Source organism: Agrobacterium sp. FDAARGOS_525 (assembly GCF_003938925.1).
Classification (GTDB): domain Bacteria; phylum Pseudomonadota; class Alphaproteobacteria; order Rhizobiales; family Rhizobiaceae; genus Agrobacterium; species Agrobacterium pusense.
Window position 1 is genome coordinate 1 of record NZ_RKIU01000008.1, and the last position, 21,177, is coordinate 21,177.

The following is a 21,177-nucleotide window of genomic DNA, read 5'->3' on the forward strand; positions in this document are numbered from 1 at the left end:
CTCATGCATGCCGGCAAGGTTCTCGTCAGCGATACGCCGCGCGCCATTGTCGAAAAGCGGTCCGCCGGGACATTGGAAGAGGCCTTCATTTCCTACCTGGAAGAGGCCATCGGTGAGGCTTCAGCTGCGCCCGCCCCAATCGCGCAGCGTGAAGAGGCGGATGAAGTCATCGCCCCCAAGCGGCTTCATCCGCCAACTCCACCTTCAACCTGCGCCGCATGTTTGCCTATACCCGGCGTGAGGCGCTGGAACTGCGCCGCGATCCGATCCGCGGGACGCTCGCCATCCTTGGCAGTGTCATCCTCATGTTCGTCGTCGGATTTGGCATCAACATGGATGTCGAAAACCTGGCGTTTGCCGTTCTCGACCGGGACGACACGACGATCAGCCGCGACTACACGCTTCAGATCGCCGGATCGCGCTATTTCACGGAGAAGGCGCCGATCATCGACTACAATGACCTCGACCGGCGCATGCGCAACGGCGAACTCAGCCTCGCCTTGGAGATACCGCCAGGCTTCGGGCGCGATGTCGCGCGCGGCAGCAAGGTCGAGATCGGCGCCTGGATCGACGGCGCGATGCCTTCACGAGCCGAAACGGTGCGGGGCTATGTGCAGGGCATGCATCAGACATGGCTGACCCAGAAGGCGCGTGAACTCTACGGAGACGCGGCAACGACCGGCAACTTCCAGATCGCCCTTCGCTACCGCTACAATCCGAGTGTCGAGAGCCTCAAAGCCATGGTGCCGGCCGTCATTCCGCTGCTTTTGATGATGATCCCGGCCATGCTCGCGGTTTTGAGCGTGGTGCGCGAAAAGGAACTGGGGTCGATCATCAACTTCTACGTGACGCCCGTCACCCGCATCGAGTTCCTGCTCGGCAAGCAGTTGCCTTATATCGCGCTCGCCATGCTCAACTTCTTCATGTTGACGGCATTCGCAGTCTTCATCTTCGATGTACCGCTGACGGCAGCTTCCTGACGCTGACGGGTGCGGCTCTTCTGTACGTCACGGCGGCGACCGGCTCGGACTGCTGATCTCCACCTTCATGAGCAGCCAGATCGCCGCGATTTTCGCAACCGCGCTGATCACGCTCATTCCGGCCGTCCAATATTCCGGCATGATCGATCCGGTGTCGTCCCTTCAGGGAGCAGGCGCCTATATCGGCCAGATCTATCCGACGACCTATTTCGTGACGATCGCGCGGGGCACGTTCTCCAAGGCGCTGGAGTTCAAGGATCTTGCGGCGTCTTTCATTCCGCTGCTGATCGCTGTCCCGGTTCTTCTTGCCAGTGGCGCGGCGCTCCTCAAGAAACAGGCGGGGTGATCCATGCGCTTGGCCAATATCGCCAACTCGGCGTCAAGGAGCTCCGCGGTCTCGCCCGAGACCCGATGCTCGTCGTCCTGATCCTTTATGCCTTCACCCTGTCAGTCTATACGGCATCGACCTCCATGCCCGAGACGCTCAACAAGGCTGCCATCGCCATCGTCGATGAGGACCAGTCACCCGTCTCGTCCCGCATCCTGACCGCCTTCTACCCGCCGTATTTTTCCATCCCGAAGATCATATCGCAGCACGACATGGACAGCCGCATGGATGCGGGCATCGATACCTTCGCCCTCGACATCCCGCCTAATTTCCAGCGCGATCTGCTCGCCGGCAGAGCGCCACGATCCAGCTCAATGTCGATGCTACACGCATGTCGCAGGCATTCAGCGGCGGCGGCTATATCCAGTCCATCATCTCCAGCGAAGTCAGCGAATATCTCAACCGCTACAGGGGAGAAGCGACGTTCCCGTCGATCTCACTCTGCGTTCCGCTTCAACCAGGAGCTCAACAAGGGCTGGTTCGGCGCCATCACCAATGTGATCTCGTCGATCACCATGCTCTCGATCGTGCTGACCGGTGCGGCCCTGAACGCGAACGCGAACATGGTACGATCGAGCACCTGCTTGTGATGCCGGTGACGCCGACGGAGATCATGCTGAGCAAGATCTGGTCGATGGGGCTCGTCGTCCTTGTCGCTTCGGCCGTGTCGATCGTGTTCGTGGTGCAGGGCGTTCTCCAGGTGCCGATCAGGGTTCTGTCGGTCTTTTTCTCGCAGGCGCGGCGCTGCAACTCATCGCCACCACATGCATGGGATCTTCCTGGCGACGGTCGCCGGTTCCATGCCGCAGTTCGGCCTGCTGCTGATGCTGGTCCTGCTTCCACTTCAGGTCCTGTCGGGCGGCGTCAGCCGCGCGAAAGCATGCCGCTGATCATCCAGGATATCATGCTGGCGGCGCCTAACACTCACTTCGTGATCCTGGCTCAGTCCATTCTGTTCGCGGAGCGGGCTTCGACGTTGTTGGCCGCAGTTGCTGGCGCTGGTGCTGATAGCGCGGCGCTTTTCGTCCTTGCCCTGCGCCGCTCCGAAGCTTCCTGCGATAGCAAAGGTTGGGCCACGATGACCGTGAGACGTAATCCGAGCCGCTTTAATTGAAAGGCATACCATTCAATCCGCAACAGGAGAAAACCTAGCCATGCAAGAACACATGAGGGCTGCGGTCGTTCATGAATTCGGTGCGCCGCTGACGATTGAAAGCGTTCGGGTACCGTGCCCGGACCTGGGGAACTGCTGGTCAAAGTGATGGCCTGTGGCGTGTGCCATACCGATCTGCACGCCGCCTCCGGCGACTGGCCGGTCAAACCATCCCCGCCCTTCATTCCCGGCCACGAGGTTGCCGGTACCGTGGCGGCCATCGGCCCGGGCGTGACGGACTTTACGATCGGCGATGCGGTCGGCATCGCATGGCTGCACGACGCATGCATGCGATGCGAACACTGCGAGACGGGTTGGGAAACGCTTTGCGAACATCAGCACAACACGGGTTACAGCTGTGATGGAGGTTTCGCGGAATATGCGATCGCCAACGCTGCATTCGCCGCAAGACTGCCCGGCATGTCGATTTCACAGCCGTGGCGCCCATACTGTGCGCGGGCGTGACGACCTACAAGGGGCTCAAGGAAACCGAAGTCCGACCCGGCCAGTGGGTGGCGATCTCGGGCATCGGTGGCTTGGGGCCAGGTTGCCATCCAGTACGCCAAGGCAATGGGATTGAAGGTGCTTGCATTGGATGTCGCACCTGAAAAGCTTGCTCTGGCCAGGCAAACCGGTGCCGATCTGGCTCTCGATGCGCGGAGTCCCGATGCGGTTACTGACGCGCTTCAGGCGACAAATGGCGGCGCACACGGCGTTCTGGTCACCGCCGTATCACCGCCAGCATTCTCGCAGGCGCTTCAGCTAGTTCGACGAAAAGGCACCGTTGCCCTCGTTGGACTGCCACCTGGTGAGTTCCCGACGCCTATCTTCGATGTCGTCTTGAAGCGCATTACCGTGCGGGGCTCCATCGTCGGCACACGCCGGGATCTGGATGAGGCAATCGCCTTCTTTGCCGAAGGCAAAGTCAAGGCGCATGTCACCTCGGCGCCGCTCGAGGACATCAACCGGGTTTTTGGGAGTGAAAGCTGGCCGTGTTGAAGGCCGCGTCGTGCTCGACATGACAGGCAAAGCCGCCTGATCAGATCAAGGCGCGTTTCAAATGGGGATGAGCATGAGTGCGTCTGACACCATGGCCCGCGACGTCGCCAAGATCAGTGTGGATGCTCATGTGCGCCACGCTATTTCGCTCAGCGTTTGCCGTCTGGCAGCACCCTCAGCGCCTCAAGAAGGATTGGAACGGCTATGACGATAGACCCGCCTCCGGCACCGCTTCATCTCGAGCACATTATCGCAGAAACAGTGACGGCGGATATGCGTGATGCCTTACGCCTTTCTGCCGCTCGCGTTTGGAATACGGGAGAGATTGCCTTCGGCGGCGATGTCGGCTTTGCGATTGATTCAATCGCGCAATCGTTGATGTCGACGAGCCAGGACGTGTTCGGCTTCTGATACAAGAATGGAGGAACGAGTCTGATTTCGTTGCCATGCCGGCCTGCAACGAGAAGACTATCGGATCCGACGTCTCAGAAGCATTCCTATTAGATAGCCCGTTCCAAATTCAATGATATTGTAAGGACCGACTATGACTGAAACCCGAAGCAACGCGGCTCCAGAGCTCAGCGCCAATGAACTCCACAAGATTGACGGTTGGTGGCGAGCAGCGAATTATCTGAATGTGGCGCAGATCTATTTGTTGGCCAATCCTCTGCTGCGCGAGAAGCTGACCGTCGATCATATCAAGCCACGCCTGCTCGGGCACTGGGGTACATCCCCCGGCTTGAACCTAATCTACGCGCATATGAACCGGCTGATCAAGAAATACGACCTGAACGCGATCTACATGGCCGGTCCCGGACATGGTGGGCCGGCGCTTGTTGCCAACGTCTATCTCGAAGGCAGCTATTCAGAGCTTTATCCGGAGGTGACCCAGGACGAAGCCGGTCTCCTTCGTCTCTTCCGGCAGTTTTCGACGCCAGGCGGCGTTCCAAGCCACGTCAGCGTACCGACGCCCGGATCTATCCATGAAGGCGGCGAACTGGGCTATGTGCTCGTCCACGCCTTCGGCGCCGTCATGGACAACCCGGGTTTGCTTGTTACTGCAGTCGTCGGCGACGGAGAGGCCGAGACCGGTCCCCTCGCCGGCAGCTGGAAAAGCATCGACTTCATCAATCCAACCCGGGATGGGGCCGTGCTGCCGATCCTGCATTTGAATGGCTATAAAATCGCCGGTCCCACGGTGCTGGCCCGCCACAGCGACGAGGATCTCGCCAAATTCTTCGAGGGGCAAGGGTATGAGCCGCATTTCGTCGAAGGCGATGTGCCGGAGATCGTGCATCAGATATTCTCGAAAACCTTGGAAGAGGCTGTCCTCAGGATCCGCCAGATCCAGTTATCGGCGCGCTCAGGAGAGATTCGCGGACGACCACGCTGGCCGATGATCGTGATGCGCACACCAAAGGGTGGACAGGCCCGAAGATCGTCGACGGCCTGCCGATCGAGGGCACTTTCCGGGCGCACCAGGTGCCGGTTTCGGAAGTGCTGACCAAACCCGACCATCTGCGCATTCTCGAAGACTGGATGCGCAGCTACAAGCCAGAAGAGCTGTTCGACGAGAATGGCGCATTTCGGCCTGAGTATGCCGAACTCGCTCCGGCAGGTGAACGGCGCATGGGAGCAAATCCCCACGCCAATGGCGGTAAACTCTCCATCCCATTGAAACTGCCGGATTTCGAGGATTATGCGGTGAAGTTCGACGAAAGAGCCAAACTGCGTGCCGGTTCGACATCTCGTCTAGGGGAATACCTTCGCGATATCTACAAAAGCAATCCCGACAACTTCCGCCTGTTCTGCCCCGACGAAACAAACTCAAACCGCCTCGGCGCTGTCTTTGAGGTCTCTGATCGCTGCCTGGTCAGTGAAATCCTGCCTGGCGACGATCATATCTCGCCGGAAGGCCGCATCATGGAGGTGCTCAGCGAGCATTGCTGCCACGGGTGGCTGGAAGGCTACACGCTGACCGGTCGGCACGGCCTGTTTGCCACCTATGAGGCGTTTGCCATGGTTGTGGACTCGATGTCGATGCAACATGGCAAATGGATGGAGCACGCTAAGCACGTGCCCTGGAGAGCCGACATCCCGTCACTGAACTACTTGCTGACTCGACGTGCTGGCGAAACGACCACAACGGCTTCAGCCACCAGGGTCCGGGTTTCATCGACACTGTCATCCACCGCAAGCCGGCTGTTGCCCGCGTCTACCTGCCACCGGATGCCAACTGCCTTCTGTCGGTCGCTGACCATTGCTTCCGCAGCTACAATTATCTCAACCTCGTTGTTATCGACAAACAGCCTCAGTTGCAGTGGTTGACGATGGAAGAGGCTAAGCACATTGCGCCAAGGGCGCGGGCGTGTGGGACATGTATAGCAATCAGCCGGAAGAGCCTGACGTGGTTCTCGCCTGTGCGGGCGACATTCCGACACAGGAAACGATAGCCGCTGCCTGGATCCTGCGCGAGCTTGCTCCCGATCTAAAGGTGCGTGTCGTCAACGTCGTCGATCTCATGCGGGTGTGCCCGGCTGATCGTCATCCACACGGGATGAGTGATACGGAGTTCACCGAGATCTTCACCACGACTGCGCCCGTGATCTTCGCCTTCCACGGCTATCCAGGTGTCATCCACGATCTTCTTCACGGGCGCCAGGCGCATGACCGGTTTCATGTGCGCGGCTATCTTGAAGAGGGCACGACAACGACACCCTTCGACATGGTGGTTCTCAACAAGATCAGCCGGCTGCATCTCTGCCTCGACGTAATGCGTTACGTGCCGGCCATGATGGAGAAGAACGCCGATCTCGCCGCGCATTGTACCGGCCTGCTTCGCGAACACGAGATCTACATTCGTAAGCATTTCGACGATCTTCCCGAGATCAAGGACTGGGTATGGTCGGAGCGGTCCGTTTCCGCTCATCAGTGAATAGGAGACGAAAACGTGTTTGCGAAAGACATCATGACCAGAAAGGTCAGGACCATCCACTCGACCAACAGCGTTCGTACGGCGATCGAGCTGATGGTGAACGAGGGTATCAGCGGCATTCCGGTGGTGGATGAAAACGACGTCGTCACCGGCATAATTACCGAAGGCGACTTGTTGCGGCGTGTGGAATTCGGCGCAGGTGCCAAGCGTGAGAACCCGGTGCGCGACACGCCCCTGCGTGACCTCGAAACGTATATCAAGGGTCACAGCTGGCGGGTGGGCGATCTCATGTCCACGCAGGTCGTTACTGTGACCAGCGATGCGTCGGTCGCAACGGTGGCCGAGTTGCTATTCCGGTACAAGATCAAGCGCGTACCGGTGGTGGAAGATGACCGGCTGGTCGGACTCGTTAGCCGAGTCGATCTTCTTCGGTCAATCGTCGATATACGATCAGATGCAATCGCCTCCGGGGAAGAGGCGATGGAGCGTGCCATCAGAGCCCGTCTCAACGCAGACCTGGGCATTGACAAGGAGCGGGTTTCAGTTTCAGTCCATGGCGGATGCATCTACCTAGATGGCAATGTCACCGACAATCTCGAAAAGCGCGCGGTCCAGGTGCTCATCGAGAATATCCAGGGCGGCTATAGCTTCGTCAATCGCTTGTCAGTCTCCCCTTAATTTTAACGAACTGCCAGGTGGCCGCCTTGAGGCCATGAAATGACAAAATTATCATCGCCGACTCGCGCCATGCCCACAGCTGGGAAAGGCACGTCGGCCGTCGTCAGAGGAGGCGCTAACGTCGGTTCCGTAACGTAAGATAGCTTCGGAAAGTAGGGCTAAACGCTTATGTCCCTGTGCCACAAAGTTCGATGGTGTAGTGGGGGTCTGACCTTGGAGTCGTCCGCAGCCGTAGCGCGATAGCTGTGAGGTCTCCACTCCGTTATCCGGGTCGATGAGGAGGGAGCCAGATGGAGACGTACGAGTACTTCACCGCTACCGTTGCCGCGTCGCCCCATGCAGGTACTCGGGGCTGTCTATGGCTGCTGCATCGATCCATCGTGCCGTGGGGACCACAACGATCAGCAGCGAAAGGTCGGATACATACTCCCTTCCGCTTCAGCTCCTCAAGCGCGAGCAGCGTACGCGCTTAGGCTATCGCTGCGTTGTTGAGGCTGAAGTGGGCCCAAGCGGATCGGCGCCGACGCGTTCCGGAACAGCCAATCTTTGAGACGGGAAGCATCAATTCCTTCTGGCCCCGCACGTCTTTCTCCATTCGTAACCGCACGAGGCTGCGTACGCAACTTGTGATTGAAATATACTGTGCGATTTGCTTCGCAAAGGTGTGACCTAAATCGCCTCTAGTAGTGGTAGGAGAAGTGAGGAATCAAGGTAGGCCGCCAGAATAGAAGACCATGTGCTCATCGTGTGTTAAAAGGACGGTGCCGCGATAAAGGAAATCGTGCGACGTACCGGTCATAGCCTTGGCTTGGTCCGCCAAGTGGCCAATGCCGATGAACCTCACCGCCAAACCTCCTGGTCGTGAGAACCTCCACTGTACTCTCCATGGAGAAACTCCCGTTGCTCGTCCACTAAAAGGCGACCACAGATCTCAGCGGCGGTGACGATTTGGCATCGGGACAGCGGTTACTGATCTCAGGCATTCGTGTCAGGTGAAAAGGAGGAAGCGCCAGCTTGACGGCCAAGTGCCTTCCAAAGGGCATAAGCTGCGAGTCTTCTGCTCGGAAAGCGTTTCGACCTTCTCAGAGTGGCGACAGCGTACGGAAGCTATTTTGACACCGTCCGCACTTGCTGACTGACGACTACATCATGTTACCCAAGACGGCAGTAGCATCTCCGGCGTGATTCTCAGCCATCCGGCGCCAAGTAGTCTCTCAGGGCACGTTTCCTTTCATCGCCTAAGATCCACCGACCGCTTCCAAAGCTCGTTCGATCGCCTCTAGCAGCATGGACGGATCGGCGGGCTTCGTCACCCAGGGAAGGCCTGCAAGGCCTCCCGGTGCAAATCCTGTGAGAAATAGTACCCTGTGAACACGACCGTGGGGATCAGGCGCTCGCGAAGAACCTTGGCCAGAGGTTCAGATGTGCCGTCAACCAGCTGGTAGTCAATGATCGCGAGCTGGACTGGGCGTGTCGCAAAGTTTTTCGGCGGGCGCAGTCATGCCGTAACGGGCTGCATTTTCATGCTTTGTTAACTTTTTGAAGTCCGAAGAGGCATGCGATGAGATCATTCTGGTCGTTGACAGACCAGCCGCCGGAAAAGCCGAAGCCCTTCCGCAGCCACAGCATGGCTTCGAACCCGGCGATCGTTCGCCTCGCGGTGTTGAACGTTCGGAAGCCGCCCACCTTGGGCATGTTCTTCTTCACCCGGAAGTGATCGCTTTCAATGCCTTGCTGCAAATGCTTGGTGACGTAATGGACCGGGTCCGGCGGGAGAAGCCTTTCCTCCACACCGTTCTTGATTGCAGGCGGAAAGGTTCCAGCGCCATCGGTGCCGATCTTGCCGGGTGAGAGCAACGGTTCGTCCTTCAACATCTTGCGGAAGAAGCGTTTGGCGGCATCCCGATCACGCCTTGCGGTCAGCAGGAAGTCCACCGGATTGCCGTGTTTGTCGATGGCGCGATAAAGATAACGCCACTGGCCCCGGATTTTGATGTAGGTTTCGTCGATCCGGATTGAACCACAATGCGGCTTTCGAAAGCGTCTCAGCCGCTTTTCGATCATCGGCGCATAGGCCAGAACCCACCGGTTGATGCTGCTATGATCCACGTCGAAACCGCGCTCTTTGAACATTTCTTCCAGATCGCGATAGCTCAACGGGTAACGCAAATACCACGACACCGCCTGAATAATCAGCCATGCCTCGAATTGCCGTCCTTTGAAATCGTCCTTCGACCGGCGCTTCAGCTTTTCGACAATGGCATTGAGAATCATAAATCCGCACTCCAACAAATCGGAGCGCCTTTTCATCACCGAAATCTCAAGTCAGCGTTAACGAAAAACTTTGCGACACGCCCCCCAATCCTCCCGGGGACCTCCTGTCGACACATCCTTGCGCTCGGCAATGTTATATGGGATATGGATAATCCTCTTGTAGGATATCTGTCAACACATTGAGCGCGGGAAGATCGGATATGAAAATGGCATTCTTCGGCGTTGGTCACTGGCACGCAGGAATGCATGCTGAAGCGGCCAAGGCTGCGGGCGCAGAAATTGTCGCGGCCTGGGATGAGGTATCGACCCACGCCACGGCGTTCGCCGACACATACGGCGGCAGGGCGACTGCCAGTGTTGATGAGGCAATAGCAGCGAAACCCGAGTTGGCCGTGGTCATGGGGCGCCCGGCGGAAATGGCCGAGATGGCAAGCCGGTTTGTTTCGGCCGGGATACCGATGCTGATCGAAAAGCCCGTCGGTGTTTCCGGAGCGGTGCTGAAGCCGATCGCCGATTTGGCTGAGCGACATGGATCGTTTGTTTCGGTCGCCCTTGCGCACCGTTTCAGCCCACTGCTGGCTGAGGTCTCGGCGCTGCGCCAAGCGGATCGGCTCGGCGAGGTTTCGCACTCGCATTTCAGGCTGATCAACGGGCCTCCACAGCGCTATGTCGATGACGGCTGCGGTTGGGTGCTCGACGCCTCGATCAGCGGCGGCGGCGCTTTGCGCAATCTTGGCATCCACGGCGTGAACGCCTTCGTCAATCTCTCCGGTGGACAGAACATCGACGTCGAGAGTGTCAGCTTCGGCCGGCAGCTGCATGGCACGTCAGTCGAGGATTACGCTCTCGTCGTTCTTCGAGCCGCAGACGGGAGCATCGGGCTTGTGGAGGCCGGCTATACCTTCGCTTCGATGACGCAAGGGATCTTCGAGTGGCGCGTGTCGGCGAGGAATGCGAGCCTGACTGACTTTGGCGGGCATCTGCAGGTCGCTACCCTGGACGACGGCAAGGTTCGCGACGTTGCCGCAACTCCGGTGGCGCGCCGCTACGACAACGTGATGGCCGATACGATCGACCGCCTCGAGAGCGGAAAGAAACCCGCCGTAACGCTCCAGGATCACTGGCGGGCGATGGACATCATTGACCGCTGCTATGCAATGGCAAAGAAGGAAGCTTGAACATGCTGGGCGTTGGTATCATCGGAGCAGGGTATTTTGGTGCGGCGCACGCCCGCGCGCTTCAAAAAGCAGGGACGGCCCGGCTGGTCGCTTCCTGCCGCAACGATGCGATCGGACTGAAGGCTTTCACGTCTGAATTCGGCGGCAAAGCCTATGTCGATTACCACGATTTGCTCGCCGACGGCGAGGTCGATGCGGTGGTGGTCGCCTTGCCGCACCATCTCCACACCGATGTAGCACTGGCGGCAGCCGAGGCCGGCAAGCACATCATGATCGAAAAACCGATCGCGCCGACGGTTGCGCAGTGCCGCCAAGTTCTCAGCGCCGCAGCCAAGGCTGGAGTAACGCTGATGCCCGGCCATACGATGCGGTTCACTCTTCCTTTCCTTGCTGCCCGTCGCATCATCGACAGCGGCGAAATCGGCGGCATGCGATTTGGTTCAAGCCGCATGATCAAGCTATGGATGGAAGAAAACCGTCGCGACTGGCATCTCGACGCCACCACCGGCGGCGGCATGCTCTTTACCGCTGGTATCCACGCGCTCGATCGGCTGCTGGCATTCGCCGGTCGCCGTGCTACGCACGTCAGCGCCGTCACCGCGACGGCCTTCCACAAGCAAAACGCCGATGATGTAGCGCTGATGCTCATCCGTTTCGGTGACGACACGGCGGGACAGGTCGCGAGCATCGGCTACCGCGACGGGGCCTTCATTTCTGGCGACGAGATCGTCTGCGACGGCGGCGTGCTTGCCGTCGATTTCTTCAAGGGCGTGACGCTTGGGCGCCGCATGCACTGGGAGCCGCTCGACAACTCGATGGAGCCGGATATCGCCGGGCAGGCATTAGTGCGTCAATGGCAGGCATTTGCCGAAGCCGTGGCATCAGGCTGCGAGCCCCCGGTCACCGGTGAGGACGGATTACATGTTGTCGCCTGTATCGAGGCTGCGTTCAAAGCTTCGCGGGAACGGCGTGAAGTCGCCATCGAAGGGTGAGGGCGGTCCTTGCCCCGGTCACGGGGCAAGGATGTCGCGCACGGTAAGATCGTCGTCGAGATGAACGAACTCAGCCGCTGCGCCGGGCTCAATGCGGCCGCGGCGGCCGTCGCCGATCAGCTCGGCGGGATAGAGCGAGGCCATGCGCAACACCTCTTCCACACTCAGCCCGAGATTCGCCACGGCAAAGCGAACGGTAGCCGACATGTCGATGTCGGCGCCGGCCAGCGTTCCGTCGGAAAGCGTCAGTCGACCATCGCGGCGGTGGACCGTGCGCTGGTTAAGCACGAAGCTGTCCCCTTCCATGCCGACCGATGCCATCGCGTCGGTGACAAGATAGAGACGCCCGGGCGCTCGTTTGGCGGCCAAAGCGGCTCGCAGACTTTCCGGATGGACATGGTGGCCGTCGGCGATGATACCCGCTGAAACCGTCGGTGACGCGAGAACCGCCCCCACCACGCCGGGATCACGGTTTCCAAGCTGGGTCATGGCGTTGAACAGATGAGTGGCCGAACGTGCGCCTGCGTCGATGGCCGCCATCGTGGAATCGTAGTCCGCGTCCGTATGGCCGAGGCTGACAATTACCCCCGCTTCAGCCAGGCGGCGGATCAACCGCGGTCCGACCTGCTCGACCGCGACGGTGACCAGGAGGACACCGATGCGTTCGCGGGCGCTGATCAGCTGCTCGACATCCGCATCGCTCATCGGTCGCATCAGTTCAGCCAGATGCGCACCCTTTCGCGCCGGGGCAAGATGCGGCCCTTCCAGGTGCAAGCCGAGAACGCCGGGCACGTTTCCAACCGCTTGTGCGGCGGCTTCGATCGCGGCGTCAGTGATGGCCTTGGTATCGGTGATCAGGGTGGGCAGGAGGCCGGTTGTTCCAAAGGGACGATGTGCCGCGGCGATGGCAGCCATGGTTGCGGCGCTCGGGCCGTCATTCAGCATCACACCGCCGCCGCCATTGACTTGCAGGTCGATGAAGCCCGGCGCAACGACGCCGATCCCGAGATCGCGAACGAAGCAGTCTGCCGGGATTTCTGCACGAGAAGCGAGGTCGACAACCATGCCATCGCGAATGAGAATTGCGGCCTCGTCGCGCATCGCGTTGCCGTCGAATATTCTCGCGGCGGTAAGTGCGGTAATGGTCATCACACGGTTTCCGTAACCTTGCACAGGTTGACCGGCCGGTCGGGATCGAACCCGCAGCGACGGCAGACCCGCTCGATCAGCACGTAGAACGAAACGATCATCGACAGCCCGTCCAGGAACGCATGGCCGGTCGATGCGACCGGCAAGTTCGTGCCCGGTGCGCTTGCCGTAGCCGCCGAAAAGACGCGGCCCCCGGCCGCTGCGATGCGATCAAGGCCGGCGCGGCCGACGTCGGCTGCGGCATCCTCGGGAAGGAGGGCAAGAACCGGGAAGCCGTTCTGGACGAGCCGCAACGGGCCGTGCATGACCTCAGCGGACGAAAAAGCCTCGGCGTGGATCGCGGCCACTTCCTTGCTTTTGAGTGCGGCCTCCTGTGCAACCGCGTAGGCGGGGCCCCGGCCCAGTACATAAAGTGAATCGCATGCCGTCAGCATCTCCTCGGCGGCCGACCAGTCGGCGTCGAGCGCCTTTGCCAGTGCGTCCGGCAGGTTGCGAAGAGCGGCAACGAGTTCCTGGTCGCCGGTCCAGCCTGCGGTAATGGCCGCGCCCGCCACTGCCGCCGCAATGAAGGATTTTGTGGCGGCAACGCTTTTTTCCGGTCCCGCCTCGAGCGGCACCACAATATCGGCACCCCTGGCCGCCGGACTCTCGACGACGTTGACCATGGCGATCGTCAGCGCTCCGGATGCCTTGGCACTGGCCTGCAGAGCGACCAGATCAGGGCTCTTGCCGGATTGAGAGACGGTGACGAGTGCTGCCCGTGACAGCTGCAGCGGCGCGCGGTAAACTGACGCCACAGAGGGCCCGATCGACACAACAGGGGTGCCCGTCTCTATCTCGAGCATGTACTTCAGGTAGCTGGCTGCGTGGTCGGAGGAACCGCGCGCGCAGGTGGCGACCAGCGGGGGCGCAAGTTTCGACAGTCTCCTGCCGAGGGCAAGCATTGACTCCAGTCGCGTATCGAGGAGACGTGCGATGGTCGCGGGCGTCTCTCTGGTTTCGCTTGCCATGGCACTCGTTTGATCGGTCAACAAAGCTCTCCTGCAACGCGGGTTTCAACATCGAGGTCATCGCGGATGCAGGCCTTGAAATGACCCGGCGCGACTTCGCGTAATTGTGGAACCGCTGCGGCACAGGCATCGAGCGCCTTCGGGCAACGGGTACGGAAGACGCAGCCGCTCGGCGGGTTGGCCGGACTCGGAATGTCACCCTTGAGGATCTGGCGCTCGGTCCTGGCGTCCGGATCCGGGGAGGGGATGGCCGACATCAGCGCCCGCGTGTAGGGGTGTTGCGGGCGAGCGTAGAGTTCCTCGCTGGTGGCGATCTCCATGATGCGGCCGAGATAGAGCACGATAACGCGGTCACAGATGTACTCGACCACCGCGAGATCGTGCGAGATGAACAGCATGGTCAGTCCGAGGCGCTGCTGCAGATCGCGCAAAAGGTTGACGACCTGCGCCTGGATTGACACGTCGAGTGCCGAGACCGGTTCGTCAGCAACGATGAATTCAGGCGCAAGCGTCAGCGCCCGGGCAATGCCGATGCGCTGGCGTTGGCCGCCTGAGAATTCGTGGGCGTAGCGGTTCAGGGCATCCTGCGGCAGCTCCACTTGCTCCAGCGCCTTGCGCGCGCGTTCGACGCGCTCCTGCTTGGTGCCGATGCCTTGAATTTTCAGGCCCTCCGTCAGGATCTCGCCGATGGTCATGCGCGGCGACAGCGAGGCGTAGGGGTCCTGGAAGATGTACTGCATGCGTGGGCGCTGGCGCCGCATTTCTCTGTTGGAGAGCTTGATCAAATCAGCGCCGTCGAAGACGACCTCGCCCGATGACGGCTCGATGAGCCGCAGCACCGAGCGGCCGATGGTGGTCTTGCCGCTGCCGGATTCGCCGACGAGGCCGACCACCTCACCCTTGGCGATGTCGAAGGAGATGTTGTCCAGGATCTTCAGCGTGGCACTGCGCGTCTGGTAGTGCTTGGCGAGGCCACGGACGGAGAGGAGAGGAGCGGTGGTCATGCGGCGATCTCCTGCCAGCGGATGCAGCGGCTGCCATGGGCTTCGTTGACGGCGGCAAGTTCGGGCACGGCTCTGCTACAGGCATCAATCGCAAAGGGACACCGCGGGGCGAAGGCACAGCCGGTTGGCATGTTGGCAAGGCTCGGCACCATGCCTGGAATGGCGTTCAGCTTTTCGCCGTTGCGCTTCATCTCGGTCGCAGCACCCAGCCGCGGCATCGATTTGAGGAGGCCCATCGTGTAGGGGTGGAGCGGGTTGCGGAAAACCTCGGCGACGGGACCAGTTTCGACGATGCGACCGGCGTACATGACCGCAACCCGCTGGGCAATCTCGGCGACGACGCCGAGATTGTGGGTGACGAACAGCATGCCCATGCCGCGCTCGCGCTGCAGTTTCTGCAGGAGATCGAGGATCTGCGCCTGGATGGTGACGTCGAGCGCGGTGGTCGGCTCGTCGGCGATGAGGAGCGTCGGATCGCAGGCGAGTGCCATGGCGATGGTGGCACGCTGGCGCATGCCGCCCGACATCTCGTGCGGATATTGTCCGGCGCGGCGACGGGCATCCGGAATGCCGACCTTGTCGAGCAGGGTCACGGCCGCCGCAAGGGCTTCGCGCTTGCCGGTGCTCCGGTGGACGCGCAGCGATTCCGAGATCTGGTCGCCAACGGTGAAGACCGGATTGAGGCTGGTCATCGGTTCCTGGAAGACCATGCCGATGTCGTTGCCCCGGATCTGGCGCATCGACTCCTCGTCGAGCTTGACGAGGTCCTTGAGCTTGCCGTCTTTGCCGCGGAACAGCACCTCGCCAGCGTCGATCGAGCCGATATTTCTTGCGAGAAGCCGCATCACCGACAGGCTGGTCACCGACTTGCCTGAACCCGACTCGCCGACCAGCGCCACCGTCTCGCCGGGACGGATGACGAGATTGACGCCGTCGACGGCAGCGATCTCCCGGCCGCGCACGCGGAAGACGGTTTTCAGGCCTCTGATCTCGAGAATGGGTTCGAGCGTCATCGGCAGCCTCAGCCGAGCAGGCCGACGGAACGCAGGATCTCGTCGACCTTGCGCGCCTCGGCGTCGTTGAGCGGCGCGCGCGGACGTGCCATGACGTTGGTGGAGATGACGCCCAGGCTGCGCATCGCGGTCTTGAAGCCGCCGACGCCGGTAGCCCCGCCGCTGACGCGGCCGGATGCGACCCAGACGATCTCGAACAGGCGGCACAGCCGCTCCTGTTCCTTACGGGCCGCATCCCAGTCGCCCTTCCGGGCGTGGTTCCAGAGGCGGACGTAACCGGCCGGGTCGACATTGGCGAGCCCGGGAACGACGCCATGCGCACCCATGTGCAAGGCGCTATCGACGACGATCTCTGAACCCGTCATCAGGAATACGTCCTTGTTGCCGGCCAGATCGCTAAGCGCATAACGGAAGTTACCGTCGTCGCCGGAGGAGTCCTTGACGCCAATGATCGTACCCTCGTTGGCCAGCGTCACCACTGTCTGGCGGGAGAGCTTGGTGTGGACGCAGACCGGAATGTCATAGGCGATGAGCGGCACGTCCACGGCGTCGCGGATCATGCGGAAGTGATCGATGGTCTCTGCCTGGTTGGTGAGGGTGTAGAAAGGCGCGGTGACAACCACGGCGTCGGCGCCGACCTCCCTGGCAGTGCGGGCGTGGCGGATGACACGGTCGGTCGTCGGGTCAATGACGCCGGCGATGACAGGCACGCGGCCGTTGGCGACCTTGACGGTGTGCTCGAGGATCTTGCGTCGTTCGGCGTCGTCGTAAAACACCACTTCGCTGGTCGAGCCGAGGGCGAACAGGCCATGGCAACCGTTGTCGATCAGATAGTCGAGAACACGCGTGTAGGAGGCGTAGTCGACCGAGAAATCGTCGTTGAGGGGGGTGACGACAGGAGGAACGACACCGAAGAACTTGGACATGATGCTTCTCTTTCAGGGTTTCAATTGAGTTCGGCGCGCGGGTCGAAGGCATCCCTAAGGCCGTCGCCGATGAAATTGATGGCAAGGACGGCCAGCACGAGCGCGCCACCCGGGAATAGCCATTGCCAGGGGAACTGCTCGAGCACCGCCGTGGAGCGCGCCGCATTGAGCATGTTGCCCCAGCTTGCGGCCGGCGGCGGCACGCCAAGGCCGAGGAAGGAGAGACCCGCCTCCAGCAGGATCGCATTGGCGACCTGCAGGGTGGCGTAGACGACCAGGATGTCGATCGAGTTGGGAAGGCCGTGTCGGAACAGCAGATGCCCGATGCCGGCACCCATGCCGCGCGATGCCATGACGAATTCGCGTTCGCGCAGTTCGAGCAGGCGGGCGCGGATCATGCGCGACAGGACCGGCCACGACAGCAATGCGATGACGACGACGGTCGACCAGATACCGGATCCGACGATGGAAGCGAGCACCAGAAGGAAGATCACCGGCGGCAGCGTCATCGCGAGGTCGACGCTGCGCATGGAGATGGCGTCAGCCCAGGAACCGCCGAAGGCGGAGATGGCCCCGACGAAGAAGCCGATGGCTGTCGACAGGACGACCGAGGAGACCGCGACAAGCAGCGAGATGCGGCCACCTTCGAGTGTGCGGGCAAGCACGTCGCGGCCGACGCCGTCGGTACCGAACCAGTGCTTCCATGACGGCGCGGCGTTCATGGCCAACAGGTCGATGTCGTTGGGCCTGTAGGGAAACCACAGCGGATAGGTCAGCACCGCAACGAGCAAGGGCAGCAGCAGCGCAATGCCGAACAGGGCCGCCCGGTTCTGGGCGAAGCGGTTGGTGGCGCGGGCCAGCGGGCCGGGAGAGGAATGGGCGATTACACTCATGTCAGGACACCTTGATGCGCGGATCGATGACCGCATAGGCAAGGTCGGTCAGGATGTTGACGACGATAACGCAGGCGCCGATGACAAGCGTCGCACCCATGATGACGGGGTAGTCGCGCGTCTCGACTGCGCTGATCAGCAAAAGGCCCATGCCCGGCCAGTTGAATACGCTTTCGATGAAGATGGCGCCGCCGACGGCAAGGCCGATGGTCGAGCCGATGAGGGTAACGACCGGCAACAGCGCGTTGCGCAGTGCATGCTTGGTCACGACCCAGAATTCCTTGACACCCTTGGCGCGGGCGGTCCGGACATAGTCCTGGTTCAGAACCTCGAGCATCGAGGCGCGCATGTAGCGCATGATCAATGCGGCATGGCCGATGGAGAGGACGAACGCCGGCAGGATCAAGTGATGCATTAGATCCCCGAGCGAGAAGTCGGTCGCGGGCGTCAGCATTCCGCCGGAAGGTGCCCATCTCAGCCGCACGGAGAATACGTAGAGCCCGAGCAGCGCGGTGAGGAAGGCAGGGCTCGAAATTCCGAGCAGCGCGAGCACCGAGAAGGAATAGTCGGGCAGCGAGTTGCGACGCACGGCGCTGACGATACCGGAAGCGATGCCCACGACGATGGCGATGGCGAGGCCCGCTCCCATGAGCAATAGGGTCGGGCCGATGCGCGAGGCGATCAGACCGCTGACGGTCTCGTTGAAGCGCTGAAGCGAATGGCCGAGGTTGCCCTGAACAGCCTGCGACAGCCAGGCGAGGTACTGGACAGGCAGTGGCTTGTCGAGGCCCAGTTGCGCGCGCAAGGCGTCCATCGCCTCCTTCGACATGGCGACATTAGGATCGATATAGGCGTCGATCGGGTCGCCCGGCGTCAGCTGCAGCAGCACGAAGATGAGTATCGTCAGCGCGAGCAGCATACCGAGCCCGATCAACAGGCGATGGAGACAATAGCGAAGCATACGGGTTCAGTGCTCTTTCCGGGCGTGATTCCAAACAGGAACGGGACGGCCATTGAATGGCCGCCCCTCCGAGTGGAAGTTGGCCTATTCGGCGATCGACCACTTTTCAGGGTGGGCCTGGTAAGGGCCGCCGGCGGGAGCCGGAGTCCAGACGAAGTCCTTAAGCTTGGCGGAGGCCACGCCGTAGCGGTTGGCGACCCACATCGTGCCCCACGGCAGGTTGGCGTTGGTGGCCTTGCAGACGTCCTGGTAGCGGGCATCACGCTTGGAGGCGTCCGTTTCGGCCAGGGCCGCGTCGAGCGCATTGGTGACGTCCGGCATGCGGATACGCATGAGGTTGGCGCCCGCCGGGGGGATCTGCTTCTCGTTGAGGCCGATGTTGATGTTGGAGGCATCGGGACCGTTCTGCAGACCGGCGTAGATCAGCGGGAAGTCGCCGGCATTGCCCGACTGCTGGTAGACGATCGAGTTGTAGGTCGGGGTGTCGACGGCGCGCGGTACGATGTTGATGCCGACCTGGGCGAGCATCGCCTGCATGGCGGCCAGCACGTTGGTCACCAGCGGCGAGTTGTAGTAGGTCAGGATCGTGATCGGCTTGTCGCCGTTGATCTTGTCCCAGCCGGCCTCGGCCAGCAGTTGCTTTGCCTTTTCCGGATCGTAGGCGTATTGGTCGATGCCTTCGGGGACCAGACGATCGGCCACGTAGACGCAGTTCGCCGGTTTGGCGGCACCGCCGTAGAGGCTCTGGATGATGGCGTTGCGGTCGATGGCGTGCATGAAGGCCTGACGGACCTTCAGGTCCTTCCACAGCAGCACTTCCTGGTTGAAGCCGACATAGTTGACGACATAGGAGTCGCCCTCGATCACCTTGAAGGCAGTGTCGTCATTGAAGGTCGAGACGTCGTTGGAATCGACATAGGTGAACTGGATCTCGCCTGAGCGCAGCGCGGCGATGGCGGCTGCCGGGTTGGCGAAGTAGCGGTTGATCAACTTCTCGGCCGCCGGCTTGCCACCGCGATAGTCGGGATTGGCGGCGAGCTCGACATACTGGTCGGTGACGTATTTGGTGAACTTGAACGGGCCGGTACCGATAGGCGAAGTCGACCACCAGGCGTTCTTGGCGATCTGCTCGGCCGGGATCGAGGCCAGCGCATGCTCGGGCAACATCATCACCTTGGTAAGTGTGTCGAGCATGCTCGGCGTCGCTGCCGAGAGCTTGACCACCACGGTGCGGTCGTCTGGGGTCTCGACCGCCTCGATGGCGCCAAGACGGGCGGCGAATACCGAGCCCGCCTTCTCGTTCTTGGCAAGCTCGATGGTGAACTTCACATCCTTTGACGTGAAGGGCTTGCCGTCGTGCCACTTGGTGTCGGCGAGCTTGAAGGTATAGACCTTCTGATCAGCGCTCACATCATAGGACTCGGCCAGCGCACCAATGACGTTAGCGAGCTTTTCGTCATAGATAACCAGCGGCTCGTAGTAGGTGACAAGCCACGTGAAGCCGCCGGTCGCCGCAAGCGGATTGAAGTTGCCCTGGAAACCGCCGGGGCCGACGTCGAAGCCGCCGGAGATGGTGCCGCCTTCGGCGAGGGCCGGGGTAAACGTTGCGCCAACGCCGCCGAAAAGCGCCACCGACAAGGCGAGTGCTGAGATCGTCGTTCTGAACTTCATGTATTCCTCCCTTTTGATGAACTGGTCTTGTTTTCGTCGATCACGCGACCGATCCCGGCATAATGCTTATCAAGGCGGTCTTTAGCGGCGGCGAGGTCGCCAGCTTCGACGGCATCGACAATCGCCGCATGTTCGCGCCAGGTCTGCATTGGATCGGCATTGTTGAGATTGACGAAATCGGATGCCTTGTAGAAGGCGAGCCAGAACACCTCGATCAGGCGCAGCAGCACCTCGTTGTCCTGGCAACGAAACAAAAGCTGATGGAAGCGGCGATCTTCGTCGGGAAAGCTCTCGCCCCGCTCGGCCCGCTCACGCATCCTGTCCAACGTCTCGCGCAATTCACGAATGTCTTGTGGACCAATTGCGTCGAGCGTCTTTTCAATCAGCCCGACTTCAAGCGTCCTCCGGATTGTGATGACTTCCTCGATCTGTTTGAGCGCACTGCCCAGACCATAGGCCAGGTTCTCCAGCAAGGGCTCGAACGAGAAGGCCTTCACAAAGACGCCGATTCCGCGCCGCGACTCCAAAACGCCCACCGATTCTAGCGCCTTGATGCCCTCGCGAACCGAATTGCGGCTGACGCCGAGCTGATTTGCAAGCTCACCCTCTGGCGGCAAAGGCGCACCTGCTTCGAGGCCGTTGTCGTCAATATATGAGCGAAGGCTCTCCTGCACCGATACGTGCAGGAGCGGCGCTCTCTTCAGCGGCTTGATCGATTTCAAATTCATTGTCGTCTCCGGTTGCTCGTTTCCGGGCGGAAAATAGCAACTATTGGTTAATTACCCACTTGTAGGATATCTGTCAATAGGATATTCGTTCTTCCGTTTTCCACCCATTAGGAACACAGCAATGTTCGACCGCCACAAAGATGCTTCCCGCAAACGACCCGCCTGCGGCTGGCAGGATTCGATGTTCGCCGACGCCAGGTGTTGCGTGACCGCATCATCGATAGTCGTGCCCCTCTCGACCAGGG

14 protein-coding genes and 5 pseudogenes are annotated in these 21,177 nt (G+C 60.8%); 9 read left to right on the forward strand and 10 right to left on the reverse strand.

Going from position 1 to position 21,177, the window contains the following annotated elements:
* The 7 genes and pseudogenes from EGT36_RS29410 to EGT36_RS29435 form a co-directional block, all read left to right on the forward strand.
* A pseudogene (locus EGT36_RS29410) lies at positions 1 to 1,326 on the forward strand (ABC transporter permease); the annotation flags it as partial.
* Between the two features lie 3 nt (positions 1,327 to 1,329).
* Positions 1,330 to 2,430: pseudogene (locus EGT36_RS29415) on the forward strand (ABC transporter permease).
* Positions 2,431 to 2,522: 92 nt separating this feature from the next.
* Positions 2,523 to 3,560 (forward strand): annotated as a pseudogene (gene adhP / locus EGT36_RS29420) (alcohol dehydrogenase AdhP).
* Between the two features lie 164 nt (positions 3,561 to 3,724).
* Positions 3,725 to 3,931, forward strand: coding sequence for a hypothetical protein (locus EGT36_RS29425; RefSeq protein ID WP_125271718.1), 207 nt, complete (start codon positions 3,725 to 3,727; stop codon positions 3,929 to 3,931).
* Positions 3,932 to 4,064: 133 nt separating this feature from the next.
* A pseudogene (locus EGT36_RS29430) lies at positions 4,065 to 5,973 on the forward strand (phosphoketolase family protein).
* Positions 5,877 to 6,455: pseudogene (locus tag EGT36_RS31475) on the forward strand (phosphoketolase family protein); the annotation flags it as partial. The pseudogenes EGT36_RS29430 and EGT36_RS31475, both read left to right, overlap by 97 nt.
* Positions 6,456 to 6,488: 33 nt before the next feature.
* On the forward strand, positions 6,489 to 7,133 hold the full coding sequence (locus EGT36_RS29435; protein ID WP_286084382.1) for a CBS domain-containing protein: 645 nt from the start codon (positions 6,489 to 6,491) through the stop codon (positions 7,131 to 7,133).
* A gap of 1,521 nt (positions 7,134 to 8,654) precedes the next feature.
* On the opposite strand, the gene EGT36_RS29440 is transcribed toward EGT36_RS29435, so the two are convergent.
* Positions 8,655 to 9,407 (reverse strand): IS6 family transposase, encoded by a 753-nt coding sequence (locus EGT36_RS29440; protein ID WP_035226475.1) that lies wholly within the window; start codon positions 9,405 to 9,407, stop codon positions 8,655 to 8,657.
* A 200-nt stretch (positions 9,408 to 9,607) separates the two neighbouring features.
* Here EGT36_RS29440 and EGT36_RS29445 point away from each other — a divergent pair, with 200 nt between their 5' ends.
* Together EGT36_RS29445 and EGT36_RS29450 are read left to right on the forward strand one after the other, a co-directional pair.
* The gene (locus EGT36_RS29445; protein ID WP_035226480.1) at positions 9,608 to 10,585 is read left to right on the forward strand and encodes a Gfo/Idh/MocA family protein; all 978 of its coding nucleotides are present in this window, start codon (positions 9,608 to 9,610) and stop codon (positions 10,583 to 10,585) included.
* 2 nt (positions 10,586 to 10,587) lie between these two features.
* Complete coding sequence (locus tag EGT36_RS29450) at positions 10,588 to 11,577, forward strand: Gfo/Idh/MocA family protein (protein ID WP_035226482.1); 990 nt, start codon at positions 10,588 to 10,590, stop codon at positions 11,575 to 11,577.
* An 18-nt stretch (positions 11,578 to 11,595) separates the two neighbouring features.
* On the opposite strand, the gene nagA is transcribed toward EGT36_RS29450, so the two are convergent.
* The 9 genes from nagA to EGT36_RS29495 all read right to left on the reverse strand — a co-directional run bounded on the left by nagA (position 11,596) and on the right by EGT36_RS29495 (position 20,932).
* The gene (gene nagA, locus EGT36_RS29455; RefSeq protein ID WP_035226484.1) at positions 11,596 to 12,726 is read right to left on the reverse strand and encodes an N-acetylglucosamine-6-phosphate deacetylase; all 1,131 of its coding nucleotides are present in this window, start codon (positions 12,724 to 12,726) and stop codon (positions 11,596 to 11,598) included.
* Complete coding sequence (locus EGT36_RS29460) at positions 12,726 to 13,757, reverse strand: SIS domain-containing protein (protein WP_035226486.1); 1,032 nt, start codon at positions 13,755 to 13,757, stop codon at positions 12,726 to 12,728. Before EGT36_RS29460 ends, nagA begins: the two co-directional genes overlap by 1 nt.
* Positions 13,754 to 14,740 (reverse strand): ABC transporter ATP-binding protein, encoded by a 987-nt coding sequence (locus tag EGT36_RS29465; protein ID WP_035226488.1) that lies wholly within the window; start codon positions 14,738 to 14,740, stop codon positions 13,754 to 13,756. The genes EGT36_RS29460 and EGT36_RS29465 overlap by 4 nt, the downstream gene beginning before the upstream one ends.
* Positions 14,737 to 15,753 (reverse strand): ABC transporter ATP-binding protein, encoded by a 1,017-nt coding sequence (locus EGT36_RS29470; protein ID WP_035226491.1) that lies wholly within the window; start codon positions 15,751 to 15,753, stop codon positions 14,737 to 14,739. The genes EGT36_RS29465 and EGT36_RS29470 overlap by 4 nt, the downstream gene beginning before the upstream one ends.
* 8 nt (positions 15,754 to 15,761) lie before the next feature.
* Positions 15,762 to 16,679, reverse strand: coding sequence for a dihydrodipicolinate synthase family protein (locus EGT36_RS29475; protein WP_035226493.1), 918 nt, complete (start codon positions 16,677 to 16,679; stop codon positions 15,762 to 15,764).
* A gap of 20 nt (positions 16,680 to 16,699) precedes the next feature.
* Positions 16,700 to 17,608 (reverse strand): ABC transporter permease, encoded by a 909-nt coding sequence (locus EGT36_RS29480; RefSeq protein ID WP_125271719.1) that lies wholly within the window; start codon positions 17,606 to 17,608, stop codon positions 16,700 to 16,702.
* Positions 17,574 to 18,533: an ABC transporter permease gene (locus tag EGT36_RS29485; protein ID WP_035226499.1), complete on the reverse strand. Its 960-nt coding sequence runs from the start codon at positions 18,531 to 18,533 to the stop codon at positions 17,574 to 17,576. The genes EGT36_RS29480 and EGT36_RS29485 overlap by 35 nt, the downstream gene beginning before the upstream one ends.
* 84 nt (positions 18,534 to 18,617) lie before the next feature.
* Positions 18,618 to 20,204 (reverse strand): ABC transporter substrate-binding protein, encoded by a 1,587-nt coding sequence (locus tag EGT36_RS29490; protein ID WP_035226501.1) that lies wholly within the window; start codon positions 20,202 to 20,204, stop codon positions 18,618 to 18,620.
* The gene (locus EGT36_RS29495; protein ID WP_035226504.1) at positions 20,201 to 20,932 is read right to left on the reverse strand and encodes a FadR/GntR family transcriptional regulator; all 732 of its coding nucleotides are present in this window, start codon (positions 20,930 to 20,932) and stop codon (positions 20,201 to 20,203) included. The genes EGT36_RS29490 and EGT36_RS29495 overlap by 4 nt, the downstream gene beginning before the upstream one ends.
* Between the last annotated feature and the right edge of the window lie 245 nt (positions 20,933 to 21,177).